Consider the following 15979-nt stretch of genomic DNA (forward strand, 5'->3'; position numbering starts at 1 on the left):
ACGCCCTGGGCCGGAGCCGGTCTCGGCAAGGATCATGCAGCCGCTTCTTGAAGTACGAGACATCCCGCGGATGAGATTTGTCCCGCGGGATGCAGCGGGCTTGCACTAAAGCGCGTCGCGATCTCTAGGATTCGCTTGCTGCGCTTTACGCTCTTGTTTTTGCGCATGTCGTCATCGCAAAACCGCTGAGCACTTTTGCGCGACATGCTCTAGGGAGAAACCGATGATCTTCCGCCAACTCTTCGACAGTACGTCCGGCACCTATACCTACCTCATTGCCTCCAGGCAGGGGGGAGAGGCGCTGATCATCGACCCGGTTCTGGAAAAGGTCGACCGCTATCTGCAGCTGGTGCGCGAGCTTGACCTGAAACTGGTCAAGGCGGTCGACACGCATCTGCATGCCGACCACATCACCGGGCTCGGGGCGCTGCGCGATCGCACCCATTGCATCACCGTCATGGGCGAGCAAACGGCGGCCGATGTGGTTTCGATGCGGGTGGCCGAGGGCGACCGTGTTTCGATCGAGGGCCTCAGCCTCGACGTGCTCTACACGCCTGGCCATACGGACGACAGCTATTCGTTCCTGACGGGTGGGCGGGTGTTTACCGGCGACACGCTGCTCATCCGCGGCACGGGGCGCACGGATTTCCAGAACGGCGACCCGCGCCAGCAATATGATTCGATCTTCAACAAGCTCTTGAAGCTGCCCGACGACACGCTGGTCTATCCGGCCCACGACTATAAGGGCGACACGGTCTCGACCATCGGCGAGGAAAAGCGCTTCAATCCGCGCCTCAAGGTGCAATCGGTCGACGAATATGTCGACCTGATGAACAATCTCAACCTGCCGAACCCGAAGATGATGGATGTGGCAGTGCCGGCCAATATCCATGTCGGCCTGCATCAGGACGAGATCGCCGCCAAGGGCTGGGCGGTTTCGGCGGTGGAAGCCCTGGCGCTCAGGGGCCGTTCGGATGTCGCAATCGTCGATCTGCGCGAGAAGGCGGAGCGGGAAAAGCACGGCGCCATTCCCGGTGCGCTGCACGCACCCTATCCGGAACTGCGGGAAAACATCGGCGCTGGCGGCATGCTGCATGAACTGGCGCTTGCGACGGGCAAGCGCATCGTTTTTTATTGCGCCTTCGGCGAACGCTCGGCGATGGCGGTCCAGGCGGCGCAAGCCGCCGGACTGATCAGCGCCTGCCATATCGAGGGCGGCATCGATGCCTGGAAAAAGGCAAACGGGCCGCTGGTGCGCTAAGGCGCCGCGCGTCGAACATGACGCGCGAACGACGCTGTAACGCTTTAAAGTTACTGCATGATTTCTCCTTGGATCGGATCCGATCCAAGGGCTGATCCCTAGCCAGCTCGGAATGGCGGCCGGTCCGGGAATAGGTGAGATGTTCCCTGTTTGCTTGAGGGCGCTACGCCTTGCCCATGAACTGGGAGAGGGCGGCGAAGTCGTCATGCAGATGGCCCGATGCAATCGCCCGGCTGAAGATCGCGTCATAACCGTCGACTACGGTCCGATCGATGCTGCCCGCTTCCATCAGGTCCTTGAGATGCTGGAACGCGCCGTAATGCGGCGAGATCGACGACAGCGTTTCCGCGTCGCTGGCAAACCGTCCGGCACCGGTCCGCTTGATCAGGTCGGCGACCAGCCCTTCGACGACGGGCGCGGTCGCCTTCCATTGGCGTCCCAGTTCGCCAACGTCGATGTCTTCGGCTCGGCAGACGGCGATCGCGTGCAGCCCGCCGAAGAGCGCCCCCCACATCAGCGCGAGGAGGGCGCTATCGAGCGCGTTGGCGCGCCCCGGTTCGGTGCCGATGTGCTGGACATTGCCGCCGAGCGCGCGAAACACAGTCTCGTTGGCGGTGAAGGGTTCAAGCGCGCCCGATAGCAGGATCGTGCCCGCATCGGTGCCGATGAAGTCGGGCGTCGCCAGGATGGCGCCATCGATGTATTGGGCGCCATGGGTCGCGGCCCACCCGCTGGTTTCGCGCGCGCCCTCAGGCGTCCCCGAGGTCAACTCAACGATCAGCTTGCCTGCCAGGCCGGGCGCAACGTCGTTTGCGCGCAGCAACGCTGCGGTGGCGGCATAGTCGCTGACATTGACGATGACGATCTCGGACGCGTCAATCGCCTGGCGGACGGTCGGCGCTAAGGTGGCGCCGAGTGCCGTGAGCGGCTCGGCTTTCTCCCTTGTCCTGTTCCAGACCGTGGTGCGATACCCGGCCTGGAGCAGGGCGCGCGCCAGCGCCGATCCCATGCGTCCCGTTCCCAAAACACTCATTGATGGCTTCATTGCAAAACTCCATATCCGTTGGCGCGACGCTTTTTTTGCCGTCGCTGGCCAGAGGTATGGTGGCGCCGGACGTGCGCAATACGCACCGGCCGGTAAGCGCTTACCGTGGGGTAAGTGCTTACTCCCCGGATAGTAAGGAGGATATCGTGAACCCGACCATGGAAAATTGCGGCTTTGCCACCGCACTCAAGGCGATCGAGGGCAAGTGGAAGGTCGATATCCTCTGCGAGCTTGGAAAGGCGGCGCGCCGGTTTGGCCGCCTACGCCAGTCCATCCCGGCGATCAGCGAAAAGATGCTGGCCCAGCAGCTGCGCGAGCTGGAGGCGGATGGACTGGTCGATCGTACGGTTTATTCGTCGCTGCCGGCAAAGGTTGTCTACTCCCTGACGGAGCGCGGCGCGGCGCTCAACGTTGCGGCCGCCGCCTTGTGTCGTTGGGGGGAAGAGGGCGGTCGGCATGGCAAGGGTTCAGTGGCCGTCGTCGACGATGCTGTGGTTGCCTGAGGCGGTTGGGGTGACCGGTGCGAACATTGGGCAGGGACAAGCTGAGCATGCCCCGCCGCTTCCGATGATTTTTTCGTGCCTGTTACCCTGGGAACACCTCCTGGCAGATCGCTCGGCTAATATCCAACACATGCAAGGCAAAGACCTTTGCCAAGAGCAATGCGAACCAACTGATCGCCTCCCAGTCAGCTGGTTCACGTGATCCCAACGAGCCTCCCCGTTGGTGATCCGCATCTGCCAAAGACCCGTCGCGTGCTGACCGCGGCGGGTCTTTTCTCGTTTGGCCGTGGCGTCGCGACAGATCACGCCTGAACGGCGCTGCGACGCTTGAAAGCTGCCGTGGATTGCTCCCTGAGCCAGATGCCAAACGAAGGAGCATGCCGTCGATGATGTCGCGGTGGCGGCAATGGGCCGCATGCCAACGCCTTGCTGCGGTTGCACTCTTGCTTGACACCCATTCTCATGCTGCCACGATCCGGCCGCCGGTTTCTGCCCCCGGTGCTGTCGACCACGGTTCCCAAGGAGAGTGTCATGAAGACGTGCCTGCGTGCTGCTGCCGCAATCGCTGCATTTGCTCTGGCCGGCGAGGCCGTTGCCGGCATTCCGCTGGTCAATGCTTCCTGCCCTGGCAATATCGAGGTGCACGCCGATGAGGGCGGGCCGATCTATATCAACGGCAAGGAAGGCAAGCTGAAGAAATTCAACGACAACTACTTCGAAGCCAAGGGCGGCGGGGTGACGATTTCGCTCAGCGTCAACCCGGACGGTTCGCCCGCCGTCTCCTATACTGGTAAGGGCGGAGCCAACGGCATCTGCACGATCAAGTAGGCGCATCTGCCGGCAGGCAGCGCCGCTCGCCGAGGAATGCATCGCGGGCGCGGACGCCACGCCCGGCCGACAAACCAACCCAGCCGCGTGCCCGGTCAAGGCTGCCATCGGCCGGGCGGGATGCGCGCAAGTTAGGCCATCGAAAATGGTGTACGGAGCCCTTACGTATTTCCGTAGTCGATCTTGCTCCTTGCTAAGAACACAATGTGCCTGTAAAGGGTCTGCCATCGATCTTGCTTGCTGAGCTTTGTTTTCTCGCCGACCGGCGTTCAAGCTGACCTTTCCTATCAAAATCGATCTTACTGCCTTGTCCGGCCCAAAGTCGGGAGGCGAATTTTTGATTGAAAGGAATTTCTTATGAATACTGGAACCGTAAAGTTCTTCAACACCACCAAGGGTTTTGGCTTCATCGCTCCGGACGACGGCGCAACCGACGTTTTCGTGCACGCTTCTGCTGTTGAACGCGCTGGCATGAGCTCGCTCGTTGAAGGCCAGAAGGTCCGTTTCGACATCGTTCGCGATGCACGTTCGGGCAAGAGCGCTGCCGACAACCTGTCGGCTGCGTAATCACCGATATTTCGTCTCTGGTCCTTGACCACGGATGTACTGGCACTGGCCATTGAGACGATATTGAGAAGGTCGGGATTTCCCGGCCTTTTTCTTTGGGCGCTTTTCAGCCCGCAAGACTGCGACGCGTGGCGATTGCCGTCGTCACAGACGACCGCGCCCTCGGGCTCGCCCGTCTGCCTGCGCCCTTGCCGTCGTGGCGCGTGTTCAAACAAATCCCGTTGCCACCGTTCACAAGAGGCGATGCCGCTCCAGCGTTTCGCGGCCGCGCCGCGATTTGACGGCGCTCTCGTTCGCACCCTTCTGCTCGTCGTCCGACAGGGTTTTTGGCTTGCGGAGAGACGGTTTTCGCGTCGGCGGCTTGGTGATGGGCACCATGGCCGGCGCGCCTTTCCACTGGAGCAGCTGTCTCAGTTTTCCGTAATAGGTCATGGCGGTTCCTCGGTTGGAGCATTTCCAGGAAAAGTGCGAAGCGGTTTTCCGTCCGGAAATGCGTAAAAACAAACAGATAGAGCGTTTCCGAAGCGATCTAGTGGCGGGGCATGCCCCACTCGATCGGCTCCAGGTTTTCCTCTTTGCTGACGCGGTCCTGGCCAAGTTCGTCGTTGCGAATTCTGTACTGGGGCTGGCTGTCGCGAACGGGCATGATGGCGGTGATGCGGTAGGTTTCCGCGGCAATCGGCGAGATATGGCTGCGATCCCTGAGACGGACCGATAATCCAACGGCGAAGCGATGTGCGGGCATTGGTTCTTGACCTCTTCAGGGTTGGGGTGCCGGGACGAAGGCATGCTTGGCGCGGTCGATAGCGATGATGCGATCGAGCTCATCCGGCGCGATTGCGACCATGCGCATGCGATGGTCATTGTCCGCGGTTGCCGGCACCTTGATGAAGGTGGCGACGCGATGATAGGCGAGCCACGAAATGCCTTCGATCAGTTCCTCGTCATCATCCACCTCATAGTCTCCAGCCGCGAGCACTCCTTCGACATCCGGCAATTGGAAGGGTTCACTGAAGTGGACGGTGCGGTGCTTGGTTCGGCTGAACATGACGTCTCCTTCTAAAGCGGGCCGCGATCTCCGAGGGGCGCTTATTGCGTTTCAAGCTCTTGTTTTTGCGCATGCCGTGATCGCAAAACCGCTACGCACTTTTGCGCAATGTGCTCTATCGCCGGCATTTGCGCGGCGTTGCGACTACAGCGCCGCGCGTCTTATTAGACGTGCAAAGGTCGCTGTAGCCCTTTGAGTGGCTGCATGTTTTCATCCTTAAATCGAATAGGATTTAAGGAAACAGGCAGTAGGACGATCTGTTTCGACTGCGTCAGAGCCGCAGGTTGCGGGCGGCGATGCGCCCCTTTTCGTCTTTCCAGATCTCGAAGCGGAAAGTCTGCCCGGGAAAGATCGATTTGATGCCTGACCTATAGAGCGCCCGCGCATCGACGTAGACTGCGCGACCACCGTCTTCCGGCTGAACGAAGCCGTAGCCGCGATTGAAGTCGAAACGCATGATCGTTCCTGTGATCATGTCAGCACATGGGCGTTCGAGGGATGTCGAGCGTGCTTGGCGCGCACACTTCAACGCTCGATATGGGGAAAGATGGCGGGTCGAGAGCCTCTGACGCCGCGAAAAGCCATAATGGCCAATGTCGATAAGATACTGTGAGCTTTAATTGCGTCTAACGCAAGGTCGCCACGAATTCGACCAGATGAGTTGCAATCGCGTTCCTGTTCGCGTCATGCGTCAATTGTCCGGGGGATCGTTCTTGTTCGTTGCTCATTTGCCGGCGGGCTACCTGCTCAGCCGTTTCATCGCGCGTGGTAGACCGACTCAATCCGGCGCGATCATTGCCACAGGGATTGTCTGTTCGGTGCTGCCGGATTTTGATCTCGCCTATTTCTATCTGGTCGACGGCCGGCGAACGGCGCACCATGACTATTGGACGCACACGCCGCTGTTCTGGCTGGCTGCCGCAGCAGCTCTGGCGCTGGCGTTGACGCTGAGTGGCAGGCGCAATCAGCTCATTCTCGTCAGCGTCGGGCTCGCGAACGTGCTGTTGCATCTGCTCCTGGACTCGGTCGCCGCCGATATTCGCTGGTTCCATCCGTTATCGGATCTTCGCGTGAACCTCGTGCACGTCCAGGCGCTCTACAAACCCTGGTATCTCAACTTCCTCTTCCACTGGACCTTCATGGCCGAGCTGCTGATCGTGGTTTCGGCCGCCGTCGCCGCCACGCTCGACTGGCGGCGATGGCGCGGCCGGGTGGCTGCACTGCCTGCGGTCAAATAACGGTTGGACCATAGCTCGCCAGCTCTGGGGACAACTGCCGGCTGATAGAGAAAATCACAGCCATTTCAACGTCCGGTGTAACCGGGCGTTGACGGATGTCGATCCTGTAGGCATCCTGCCGGCCAAAGAAGACAGGGCGGCGGAAAACGGCGCCGGGGCCGGTAAGCGGCCCGGATACAGGAACAGTTGCATTCGATGGGGTGCGGGTACGCCCGCTGCCTGTGCCGCTTTCAATACGCATTCGCAAGTCATTCAAGTCGATCGGTCAATGCTGTTCGGAGGGGACTGTGAAGAGACGTCTAGAGTTCTGCATGTCTGCTTGCCTGGTGCTTCTGCTCGGCTCCGCTGCCCCCGTGATGGCGGCGGATCTGGTGATCGCCATGCCCAACTGGCCGTCCGGCCAGGCGACGGCCAATATCCTCAAGGTCAGCATTGCCAAGAAATTCGGCCTTGATGCCGAGGTCAAGGAGCTCGGCACGCTCAACGCCTTCGTCGGCTTCGAGACCGGCGATGTCGATATCCAGCCGGAAGTCTGGCAGCCCAATTTCGGGGACATCGTCAAGAAATATGTGACAGACAAGGGTGTGGCAACGCTCAGCGCACGCAGCGTGCCCGCCTGGCAGGGGCTCTGTGCCACGCCGGAGGCGGCAGCGACGATCAAGACGATCGCCGACCTTAGCGACCCCGAGAAGACCAAGATCCTCGACACCGACGGCGACGGCAAGGGCGAGCTCTGGATCGGCGCGCCGACCTGGCTTTCGACCGGTATCGAGCGCACCCGGGCCAACAGCTATGGCTATGGCGCCAACCTGACGCTGTTCGAGGCGGAAGAAGAGGTGGCAATGGCAGGGGTTGACGCGGCGATCGCGACGGCGCGGCCGATGGTGTTTTACTGCTATGCTCCGCACCACGTCTTCGAGCTGCACAAGATTGCGCGCATCGAGGAGCCGCCGCACGATCCGGCCAAGTGGAAGATCGTCGGTGCGGATGACCCCTTGTGGATCAGCAAGTCGACGGCTGCGACCTCCTGGGACGCGGCGCATTTCCAGATCGCCTACGCCACCGGCTTCGGCAAGAAACATCCTGACATCGCCAAGTTCCTGGATCAGGTCGATTTCTCGCCGGAAGAAGTGACGAAGATGAGCTACGCGCTGGAGGTCGAGCGGCAGGCGCCGGCCGACTACGCGAAGAAATGGGTGGACGACAACACGGCACGCATCGACGGGTGGGCGAAACCATGACGACAACACCGGATCGAAACGCAGCCGATGCAGGACGCGCCAGGTTCATGACCCGGGCGCGCAAGCTCGGGCTGGTGATGCTGGCCGCAGGCGTTTGTCTCGGCCCCCTGGTGGCGCTGGCGCAGACCCAGATCTATGACGCCAGGACCAAGAAATGGGTCAACTACGACAAGAAGAAAGCGCGGCAATATTTTGCCCGCAACAATCAGCTGCCCGAGGCCTTTCGCCGGCAGGTGGTGCCGTTCCGCACGGCGGAAAAGCCGGGCACGATCATCATCGACGGCAACCAGCATTTTCTCTATCTGGTCCAGCCCGGCGGGCAGGCGATCCGCTACGGCATCGGTGTCGGCCGCGAGGGCTTCGGCTGGGCCGGCATCGTGCGCGTCGGGCGCACGGCGGAGTGGCCGACCTGGACGCCGCCGGCCGAAATGGTGGCGCGCGATCCGAACGCTGCGAAATGGGCGGCAGGCATGCCCGGCGGCCCGGACAACCCGCTCGGCGCCCGCGCGCTCTATCTCTATGAGGGCGACCAGGACACGATCTACCGCATCCACGGGACGGTGGAGCCCTGGACCATCGGGCTCGACGTGTCGTCCGGCTGCATCCGCATGAACAATGATGACGTCACCGACCTGCACTCACGCGTGGAGGTCGGGGCGAAGGTGATCGTGCTGATGCAGGGCGCGGCACTCTACAAGGGTGTTTGACGAGACAAACCGGCGGCAGCGAACCTGACGGCGTGTCGGGCAGGTGCGTCTCGCAGGCGTGATGAAACCGGACTGTTTAGGAAATTGCGTTGCGACAGGTGGCTGATCTCAGCCTGCCTTTGAGACAAGGGTAGGCCGGGCAGCAAGCCACAGGATCTGGAAGGGGAGGACTTTTTGTGATCGAGGGGACGATGCGTTCAAGGAACTTGTTTGTCGCGGCAGGCGTTGGCCTTGCCATTCTCGGCGGCTGCCAGTCGGCGCCCCCGAAGCCGGAGGAAATGGCGCGCACGAGCTTGCAGACGGCGCCGGCCGATCTGCAGCTGATCTGCGCCAATGCGGCGGCCGGCACCGCCAAGGTCGATAGCAGCAAGGTTCTGCCCACAAGCTCGCGCCAGCTGGACGCGACATCCTACAGCGTCGATCTCGACGCCGGCGGACGAAAGTTCAACTGCATCGTCGACACCAGCGGCAGCGTGAAGTCGGTCCAGCCGGCCGCCTGACGCACGGCGCGTGAGGACGGATCAATGCTTCCGGCCTTATGTTGCCTCCTATCGACGACCCGAAACCGCCCGCGCGGTTTCGGGTCGCGATCGTTCGGCGCAACGCGCCGGCGGCCCGCAATATAGGGCGCAATGGTTCTTGGTCGCGCCTCGAATTTCCGCATGACTTCTCCTGGAGGTGGCGCCAGCTCAAGGCGGTGCAGCGCGCGCAACCATCAATCCGCTTGATGTGACAAAGGGGGCGATGCCCCAACGCGCCGCCACGTCGCATTTCCGTTAGCGATTGACCGTATGCGGCAGTGGAGAACGCCCTTTCCATGCGAAAACATGCGCTTGCGGATGGAGGCCATGCGACATGACGACGATACCGACGCTGATCGGCTTTCTGGCGATCGTGACCTGGTCGTTCCTTGCGCTTCTTTCCACCGCTGCCGGGCCGATCCCGCCGTTTCAGCTGGCCGCGATGACGTTTCTGCTTGGCGGGCTTGGCGGGCTTGTCGGAGCCTCGAGCTGGGTCTTTCGTCCGGCCGCAATCAAGTCGCTGCGCCAGCCATGGCAGGTCTGGGCGCTCGGCACTGCCGGGCTCTGCATCTACCACTGCGCCTATTTCTTCGCGATCCAGTCGGCGCCGCCGGTCGAGGTGAGCCTGATCGCCTATCTGTGGCCGTTGCTGATCGTGGTGTTTGCGGCATTCCTGCCGGGCGAGAGGCTGCAGTTGCACCACATTCTCGGCGTGATCCTCGGTCTCGCCGGCGCCATTCTGGTGATTACCAAGGGCGGCAGCGTCGGGCTGGCCGAGGGCGTGAAGCCTGGCCATCTGATCGCCCTGTTCTGCGCCTTCGTCTGGTCCGGCTATTCCGTACTGTCGCGCCGGTTCGGCCAGGTGCCAACCGATGTGGTGGCGGGTTATTGCCTGATCACCGCAGTCGTTGCGCTTGCGCTGCATCTGACACTGGAAACCACCGTCTGGCCGGAAACGTCGGTGCAATGGGCCGCGATCGCCATTCTGGGCGCTATACCGCTCGGAGCGGGTTTCTACGCCTGGGACTATGGCTGCAAGCACGGCGACATCATGATCCTCGGCGCTCTTTCTTATGCCGCGCCGCTGCTCTCGGTCATCGTCCTGCTGCTGGCAGGGTTTGGCATGTTCCATTGGTCGATCGCGGTCGCCTGCGTCATGATCACGGTCGGGGCGATGCTTGCCGCCAAGGATATGCTTTTCAAGCCACGGCGGACGGCACGTCAGGCAAAACCGAAATTCGAGCGCGGACGCTAACCCGGTGAGCTTTCAGCAAGACTGAGGGTCGGCCTGCGGCGATCATTGCCTGTACGGTGCGGCGGCCATCGGGCCCACCTGAGCTTTAGCCTATCGGGAGACGTTCGTGGCCGGACTGGTCGGCGCGGCCATGTAACGCAACCAGCCAGCCTGGGGACGGTTGCGAGCCATGACTGTTACCTCCGCGATACTCTTTCTGGTTGAGGTTTCCGTGGAATTTGACTGGTAATCCGTTTGTGCGTTGCAGTATTTTTCTGTTGCGTTGCAAGATTGTGTTTCTGAATTGACGTTGATCAATAAAGTATATTTTCCTGAAAAGCTTTCCATTGGAACAAAATTATGCTCTCATAGGTTTAGTGGGAAGGAGGATGTACCATGCCAAACATTCTGGAGCACTTTGCACTTTTCGATGCGCTGATCATCGGCGCGATCTGCACGCTTCTGATCCTGAGTTACTTTAGTCGCGAAGCCTGAGATAAGGTTTTGGCTTGAACTGTTCGCGTCGTTAGAGCGGGTCGCCGGCCTTTGCTTTCTGGTGCTGATCCGCCCGTGCCCCTACAGCGCCGCGCGTTTTATTTAGACGCGCAAACGTCGCTGTCGCACTTTGAATGGCCGCAAGTTTTTATCCTTAAATCGAATAGGATTTAAGGAAACAGGCAGTAGCCGCGCAAAGCGGCAGTTGCTGCGGGCGGTACAGTCCTCCTGAACGCGTGGTCCTTTCATTTTTCGATCGATGGTGCTGACCGACGCGCGGAGTGTCCGTCTGCGTGCGCAGGAGGGAAGCAGCCCGCTTCGAGGCGTTGCGTGGTCAGCCGTGGCCGTCACATGCAGCCAGCGGGTCGGCTGGTTGTCGTAGCCGCCGCCGTCCGCTTCTTCGATGTGGATGTTCGACCATCCGGCCCATTCGAAACAGGTCCGGAGCCAGGCTGCCGAGGGATAGTTGAAGTAACGGCCGAAGCGGTCGTGGCCTTCCCGTTCGCCCGCCTTGAAACTCGCCTGCAGCAGGCCGCCCGGCCGCAAGGCCCTGTGCACCCGCACCAGCACGTCAGGCAATTCGGTGCGCGGCACGTGCAACAGCGAGGCTTCCGCCCAGATGGCGTCGAACCTCTGGCTCCACTCGATGTCCTGAAAGGTGACGATCTCGACCTTGCGGCCGATCCGCCGCTCTGCCGCGCGCGCCAGTTCCGCAGATCCGTCGCAGGGCGTGACTTCGAGCCCTGCCTCGATCAGATGCAGGCTGTCGTGGCCGCCACCGCAGCCGAGATCGAGCACAGCGGCACCGGGCGAAAGCCGGGCGATGAAGGCGGCGAGACGATCCGTCGGCGGTTGACGGTCGCGTGCCGCATAAGTCTCGGCGTTGTCGCGGTAGAAGGCCATGGTATCGTCGCGTGTGCTCGTCACTTGGTATTCCTCTTACTGCATGTTTCCTTAAAACCTATTCGATTTAAGGATAAAAACATGTGGCAATTCAAAGTGCTACAGCGACCTTTGCGCATCTAATAAGACGCGCGGCGCTGTAGGCTGCCTCGACCTGTCGATCAGCGAAGACTCCGTCGATCCTTCCCGTGTTAACATGATGGAACTGTGGGAATCCGAAGCCGCCCTCAGGGCTTGGAGAAAAATAGCGAAGCCGCCCAAAACCGATGTGAAATTCGATGCAGGGAATGTGCGCAAACATGAGATCAGCCATTCGGGGCCGCCGTTTTGACAGTGCAGCGACGCTGCAGGCTGATTGAAATCGAGGAAAGCCAAGATGATGAAACTCTATGGATTGGGTCCGACACGTTCGCTTCGTGCCCTTTGGGCGCTTCAGGAGCTTGATGCGGACTTCGAGTTCGTGCCGGTCAACCTGCTGGGCGGCGAAAACCGTCACCCCGATTTTCTGCGCCTCAACCCCGCCGGAAAGGTTCCGGTACTGGTCGACGGAGACCTGGTGCTGACGGAATCCGCCGCGATCGTGTTCTATCTGGCCGAGAAATACGCCGACAAGGGGCTGATGCCCACCGACTTGAACGAGCGGGCGCAGGCCTATCGCTGGACGCTGTTTGCCGTCACCGAGCTGGAGCAGCCGCTATGGCGGATCGCCAAGCACACATTCCTATACCCCGAAGACAAGCGTCTGCCCGAGGACATTGCGCTTGCCAAGGAGGAGTTTGTGGCGATGGCTGAGGTGCTCGAGCGTCACATGGACGGGCGTACGTTCGTCATCGGCGACCGCATCAGCATCGCCGATTGCGTCACCGTCTATGTCATCGACTGGGGCAATGAGGTCGGGCTGATCGACGGGTTCCCCAATCTCAAGGCCTATCTCGAGCGAATGTATGCGCGCGCCAAGGCGCCGCCGCGGATCGCCGACGCTCTTGCAAGCCTCGAGGCTGCGGGCTGATTGCTGCATAATCCCTTAAATCGGATTCGATTTAAGGATGAAATTATGCAGCAAGTTTAAAGCGTTACAGCGTTCTTTGCGCGTCATATTTGACGGGCGGCGCTGTAGCGGTGTTCGCAGGGCAGGAGGCCCGGACCCGAAGGCCCGGACCTCATGACCCGGCGCTATTTGCTGCCGGAAGCGGACAGCTTGTTCATCACGTCGTCGAGGTTGAAGCTTGCCGGCTTCTGGCGGATCGGGAACTCCTGGAAGCTCGACAGCCAATTCGCCACGATCGCCTGCGACGGCACCACCACGAAGGCTCGGGCGAAGTACCAGGATTCGTATTCGATCGACTCGTCGCCGCGCTCGAATGGATCGGCCCTCAGGTTGAACAGCTTGGGCACGCGGAGCGTGGTGAACTCGTCGCGCCAGACGCCGATGCCGGTGCTTTCCTGTGCCTTGAACACGACCTTCCAGTCCTGGAAGCGCACGGCGACCAGTTCGCCGTCGTCGTTCCAATAGAGGAATTCGCGCCGCGGCCCGTCCTTCACCTCGCCGCGGAAGAAGGGCATGAGGTTGTTGCCGTCGAGATGCACCTTGAAGGTCTTGGTACCCGCCTCGTAGCCGGCCTTGCATTTGGCGACGATATCCGGCTCTCCCGCGGCCGCGCAGAAGGTCGGGATGAAATCGTAGTGCGAGAACATGTCGTTGTAGACGGTGTTCGGCTTGATCACACCAGGCCAGCGGATGCAGGTCGGCACGCGGTAGCCGCCTTCCCAATTGGTCGCCTTTTCGCCGCGGAACGGGGTGTTGCCGCCATCCGGCCAGGTCATCACTTCGGCGCCGTTGTCGGTGGTGTAGATGACGATGGTGTTTTCGACGAGGCCGAGATCGTCGAGCTTCTTCAGGAGTTCGCCGACCATGCCATCATGTTCGACCATGCCATCGGCATAGACGCCCTTGCCGGTCTTGCCTGCGGACTCGGGCTTCAGGTGGGTGTTAACGTGCATGCGCGTGGAGTTGAAGTAGCAGAACCACGGTTTCTGGGCATTGTTCTGCCGATCGATGAAATCGAGCGCTGCGACCAGAAACTCGCCGTCGACCGTTTCCATGCGTTTCTTCGTCAGGGGACCGGTGTCTTCGATCCGGCCATCGGCATAGGAGTGGATGACGCCGCGCGGGCCGAAGCGTTTGCGGAACTCGGGGCTCTTCGGATAGTCGGGGTTCTCAGGCTCTTCCTCGGCGTTGAGATGGTAGAGGTTGCCGAAGAATTCGTCAAAGCCATGATTGGTCGGCAGGAATTCGTCCTTGTCGCCCAGGTGGTTCTTGCCGAACTGGCCGGTCGAATATCCTTGCGCCTTAAGGAATTCGGCGACCGTCGGGTCCTCCGGCTGCAGGCCGACATCGGCGCCGGGCAGGCCGACCTTGGTGAGGCCGGTGCGGATCGGCGACTGGCCGGTGATGAAGGCGGCGCGGCCGGCGGTGCAGCTCTGCTCGCCATACCAGTCGGTGAAGACAGCGCCTTCATTGCCGATGCGGTCGATATTGGGCGTGCGGTAACCCATCATGCCGCGGTTGTAGATGCTCGGGTTGAACCAGCCGATATCGTCGCCCATGATCATGAGGATGTTCGGTTTGGCGCCTGCGGCGGCGGGTTGGGCGGATTGCTGCGCGACGGCCGGCGTCGCCCCACCTGACGTGGTCAGCGCCGCTGCCGCAAGCGCACTGCCGGCAAGCAGAAGATTGCGCCGGCTGACGCCAAGGGGATGTCCGTTCTGCTGCTGATCGTCGTCGGGATGCGTGCTCATGGCGTCTTTACTCCACGTCGTTGAAGGGTCGGAAATGCTGCCTGGGTCTGCAATCGGTGGACGAACGGAAGTCTGCGCCCCGTGCGTGAGGCGGACAAGGATGTAACAGTAACATCAGGGCTACGAAGGCCAGTCTCGTTCGGTGGAACGGTGGGTTACGCTCCGTCACTCAATTGACGTCAAGTGAGATGGCGTGAGGCAGAAATTGAAGCCGATTTAGGTCAATAACATTGACATAAATTAGCCGCCGTGATCCTGTCGAAGCACAATGAGAATGATTGCGGGACGAAGCCTGGAGGCGCTGCCCCGCTCCAATAATCCTTGAGGAAACGACCCAATGCTCGACTGGGACCATATATTCGCGACGCGCGCCAGCAGGATGCGCGCCTCGGAAATCCGCGAACTGTTGAAACTGCTCGACCGCCCCGACATCATCTCGTTTGCCGGTGGCATTCCCGATCCCGAGCTGTTTCCGGATGTGGAGTTTAAGGACGCATATGCGGAGATCTTCTCCGGCCCCGCCGTCAGCGCTGCGCTGCAGTATTCCGTCAGCGAAGGCTACAAGCCGCTGCGTGAATGGCTCGCCAAGCAGATGGAAAAGATCGGCATTCCAGCCGGTGCCGACAACATTTTCATCACCTCGGGTTCGCAGCAGGGCCTCGACTATATCGGCAAGCTGTTCCTGTCGCCCAACGACACGGCGCTCGTGACCTGGCCGACGTATCTCGGCGCGCTGCAGGCGTTCAACGCCTATGAGCCGCATTATGACCAGCTGAACCCGGGCGGCAACCGCACGCCTGCGGCCTATGCCGAGGCCGCGAAAGCCGCCGGCGGCCGCGTCAAGTTCGCCTATCTCTCGGCCGACTTCTCCAACCCGACGGGCGAGACGGTGGACCGGGCAGGGCGCGAACGGGTGCTCGACCTTGCCGAAGAGCTCGACATTGCCGTTATCGAAGACGCCGCCTACCAGTCGCTGCGCTACGACGGCGAGGCGATCCCGCCGATCCTGGCGTTGGAAATCGCCCGCAAGGGCGACATCAACCACACCCGCACCGTCTATTGCGGTTCGTTCTCCAAGACGCTGGCGCCGGGTCTGCGCGTCGGCTGGGTCTGCGCCTCGGAAACGGTGATCCGCAAGCTCGTTCTCTTGAAGCAGGCGGCCGACCTGCATTCCTCGACCATCAACCAGATGGCGATCTGCACGGTTGCCGAGCGTGGTTTCGACGCGCAGGTCGCCAAGATCCACAGGGTCTACAAGCACCGCCGCAGCGCCATGCTGGCAGCCCTTGAAAAGTACATGCCCGATGGCGTGACCTGGACCAAGCCGGAAGGCGGCATGTTCGTCTGGGTGACGCTGCCCAAGGGCATGGACGGAACGGCGCTTCTGGCGAAATCGCTGGAGACGGCCAAGGTCGCCTTCGTGCCCGGCCGCGCCTTCTTTGCCGACGGTTCGGGCGAGAACACGCTGCGCGTTTCCTTCTCCTGCGCCAACGACAAGATGATCGAAGAGGGCATCCGCCGTCTCAGCGATCTCGTGCGCGGCGAAGCCGCGGCACTGGCGGCCTGACGGTAGCCACCCGGTTTCTCCT

Annotated in this window: 19 protein-coding genes and 1 pseudogene; 12 read left to right on the top strand and 8 right to left on the bottom strand. The window is 61.2% G+C overall.

Going from position 1 to position 15979, the window contains the following annotated elements; genetic code table 11:
* The first annotated feature begins 223 nt into the window (after window positions 1-223).
* Entirely contained in the window at window positions 224-1261 is a 1038-nt protein-coding gene (locus IB264_RS14905) for an MBL fold metallo-hydrolase (protein WP_025427577.1), read from the top strand.
* A gap of 163 nt (window positions 1262-1424) precedes the next feature.
* Here the strand turns inward: IB264_RS14905 and IB264_RS14910 are convergent, their stop codons facing one another.
* The gene (locus IB264_RS14910) at window positions 1425-2306 is read right to left on the bottom strand and encodes an NAD(P)-dependent oxidoreductase (protein ID WP_038576230.1); all 882 of its coding nucleotides are present in this window, start codon (window positions 2304-2306) and stop codon (window positions 1425-1427) included.
* Between the two features lie 146 nt (window positions 2307-2452).
* Here IB264_RS14910 and IB264_RS14915 point away from each other — a divergent pair, with 146 nt between their 5' ends.
* From IB264_RS14915 to IB264_RS14925, 3 genes are all read left to right on the top strand, one after another.
* Window positions 2453-2809, top strand: a complete 357-nt coding sequence (locus IB264_RS14915; RefSeq protein WP_081788870.1) for a helix-turn-helix domain-containing protein — start codon at window positions 2453-2455, stop codon at window positions 2807-2809.
* A gap of 531 nt (window positions 2810-3340) precedes the next feature.
* On the top strand, window positions 3341-3637 hold the full coding sequence (locus tag IB264_RS14920) for a hypothetical protein (protein ID WP_025427574.1): 297 nt from the start codon (window positions 3341-3343) through the stop codon (window positions 3635-3637).
* Window positions 3638-3994: 357 nt separating this feature from the next.
* Window positions 3995-4204 carry a cold-shock protein gene (locus tag IB264_RS14925; RefSeq protein ID WP_025427573.1) on the top strand — a complete coding sequence of 70 codons (210 nt, stop codon included), beginning with the start codon at window positions 3995-3997 and terminating at the stop codon, window positions 4202-4204.
* Window positions 4205-4435: 231 nt separating this feature from the next.
* Here IB264_RS14925 and IB264_RS14930 read toward each other — a convergent pair whose 3' ends face one another.
* The 4 genes from IB264_RS14930 to IB264_RS14945 all read right to left on the bottom strand — a co-directional run bounded on the left by IB264_RS14930 (window position 4436) and on the right by IB264_RS14945 (window position 5709).
* The gene (locus tag IB264_RS14930; RefSeq protein ID WP_025427572.1) at window positions 4436-4636 is read right to left on the bottom strand and encodes a hypothetical protein; all 201 of its coding nucleotides are present in this window, start codon (window positions 4634-4636) and stop codon (window positions 4436-4438) included.
* Between the two features lie 97 nt (window positions 4637-4733).
* Window positions 4734-4949, bottom strand: coding sequence for a hypothetical protein (locus tag IB264_RS14935; RefSeq protein WP_025427571.1), 216 nt, complete (start codon window positions 4947-4949; stop codon window positions 4734-4736).
* A gap of 15 nt (window positions 4950-4964) precedes the next feature.
* Window positions 4965-5252: a hypothetical protein gene (locus IB264_RS14940; protein ID WP_025427570.1), complete on the bottom strand. Its 288-nt coding sequence runs from the start codon at window positions 5250-5252 to the stop codon at window positions 4965-4967.
* A gap of 271 nt (window positions 5253-5523) precedes the next feature.
* Window positions 5524-5709, bottom strand: a complete 186-nt coding sequence (locus IB264_RS14945; protein WP_057247483.1) for a cold-shock protein — start codon at window positions 5707-5709, stop codon at window positions 5524-5526.
* A 256-nt stretch (window positions 5710-5965) separates the two neighbouring features.
* Between IB264_RS14945 and IB264_RS14950 the strand changes: the two genes are divergently transcribed.
* Window positions 5966-6490 (top strand): metal-dependent hydrolase, encoded by a 525-nt coding sequence (locus IB264_RS14950; RefSeq protein WP_025427568.1) that lies wholly within the window; start codon window positions 5966-5968, stop codon window positions 6488-6490.
* Here IB264_RS14950 and IB264_RS14955 read toward each other — a convergent pair.
* Complete coding sequence (locus tag IB264_RS14955) at window positions 6483-6731, bottom strand: hypothetical protein (RefSeq protein ID WP_192433720.1); 249 nt, start codon at window positions 6729-6731, stop codon at window positions 6483-6485. The genes IB264_RS14950 and IB264_RS14955 overlap by 8 nt on opposite strands.
* A gap of 70 nt (window positions 6732-6801) precedes the next feature.
* Between IB264_RS14955 and IB264_RS14960 the strand changes: the two genes are divergently transcribed.
* From IB264_RS14960 to IB264_RS14975, 4 genes are all read left to right on the top strand, one after another.
* Window positions 6802-7731 (top strand): glycine betaine ABC transporter substrate-binding protein, encoded by a 930-nt coding sequence (locus IB264_RS14960; RefSeq protein WP_207207598.1) that lies wholly within the window; start codon window positions 6802-6804, stop codon window positions 7729-7731.
* Window positions 7732-7778: 47 nt separating this feature from the next.
* Window positions 7779-8438, top strand: a complete 660-nt coding sequence (locus IB264_RS14965; protein WP_038577200.1) for a L,D-transpeptidase — start codon at window positions 7779-7781, stop codon at window positions 8436-8438.
* Between the two features lie 191 nt (window positions 8439-8629).
* Window positions 8630-8938, top strand: a complete 309-nt coding sequence (locus IB264_RS14970; protein ID WP_051509209.1) for a hypothetical protein — start codon at window positions 8630-8632, stop codon at window positions 8936-8938.
* Between the two features lie 355 nt (window positions 8939-9293).
* Window positions 9294-10214 carry a DMT family transporter gene (locus tag IB264_RS14975; RefSeq protein WP_192433722.1) on the top strand — a complete coding sequence of 307 codons (921 nt, stop codon included), beginning with the start codon at window positions 9294-9296 and terminating at the stop codon, window positions 10212-10214.
* A gap of 816 nt (window positions 10215-11030) precedes the next feature.
* On the opposite strand, the pseudogene IB264_RS14980 reads toward IB264_RS14975, so the two are convergent.
* A pseudogene (locus IB264_RS14980) lies at window positions 11031-11591 on the bottom strand (class I SAM-dependent DNA methyltransferase); the annotation flags it as partial.
* Window positions 11592-11664: 73 nt separating this feature from the next.
* On the opposite strand from IB264_RS14980, the gene IB264_RS35605 reads away from it, so the two are divergent.
* Together IB264_RS35605 and IB264_RS14990 are read left to right on the top strand one after the other, a co-directional pair.
* Window positions 11665-11922 carry a putative quinol monooxygenase gene (locus IB264_RS35605; protein ID WP_081788869.1) on the top strand — a complete coding sequence of 86 codons (258 nt, stop codon included), beginning with the start codon at window positions 11665-11667 and terminating at the stop codon, window positions 11920-11922.
* Window positions 11923-11967: 45 nt separating this feature from the next.
* Window positions 11968-12600, top strand: coding sequence for a glutathione S-transferase family protein (locus tag IB264_RS14990; protein WP_025427562.1), 633 nt, complete (start codon window positions 11968-11970; stop codon window positions 12598-12600).
* Between the two features lie 164 nt (window positions 12601-12764).
* Here IB264_RS14990 and IB264_RS14995 read toward each other — a convergent pair whose 3' ends face one another.
* Window positions 12765-14390 carry an arylsulfatase gene (locus IB264_RS14995; protein ID WP_025427561.1) on the bottom strand — a complete coding sequence of 542 codons (1626 nt, stop codon included), beginning with the start codon at window positions 14388-14390 and terminating at the stop codon, window positions 12765-12767.
* Window positions 14391-14727: 337 nt separating this feature from the next.
* On the opposite strand from IB264_RS14995, the gene IB264_RS15000 reads away from it, so the two are divergent.
* Window positions 14728-15957: a PLP-dependent aminotransferase family protein gene (locus tag IB264_RS15000; RefSeq protein WP_025427560.1), complete on the top strand. Its 1230-nt coding sequence runs from the start codon at window positions 14728-14730 to the stop codon at window positions 15955-15957.
* Window positions 15958-15979 lie beyond the last annotated feature (22 nt).

The sequence above is a fragment of the Ensifer sp. ENS11 genome (assembly GCF_014851895.1).
GTDB classification, from domain to species: domain Bacteria; phylum Pseudomonadota; class Alphaproteobacteria; order Rhizobiales; family Rhizobiaceae; genus Ensifer; species Ensifer canadensis.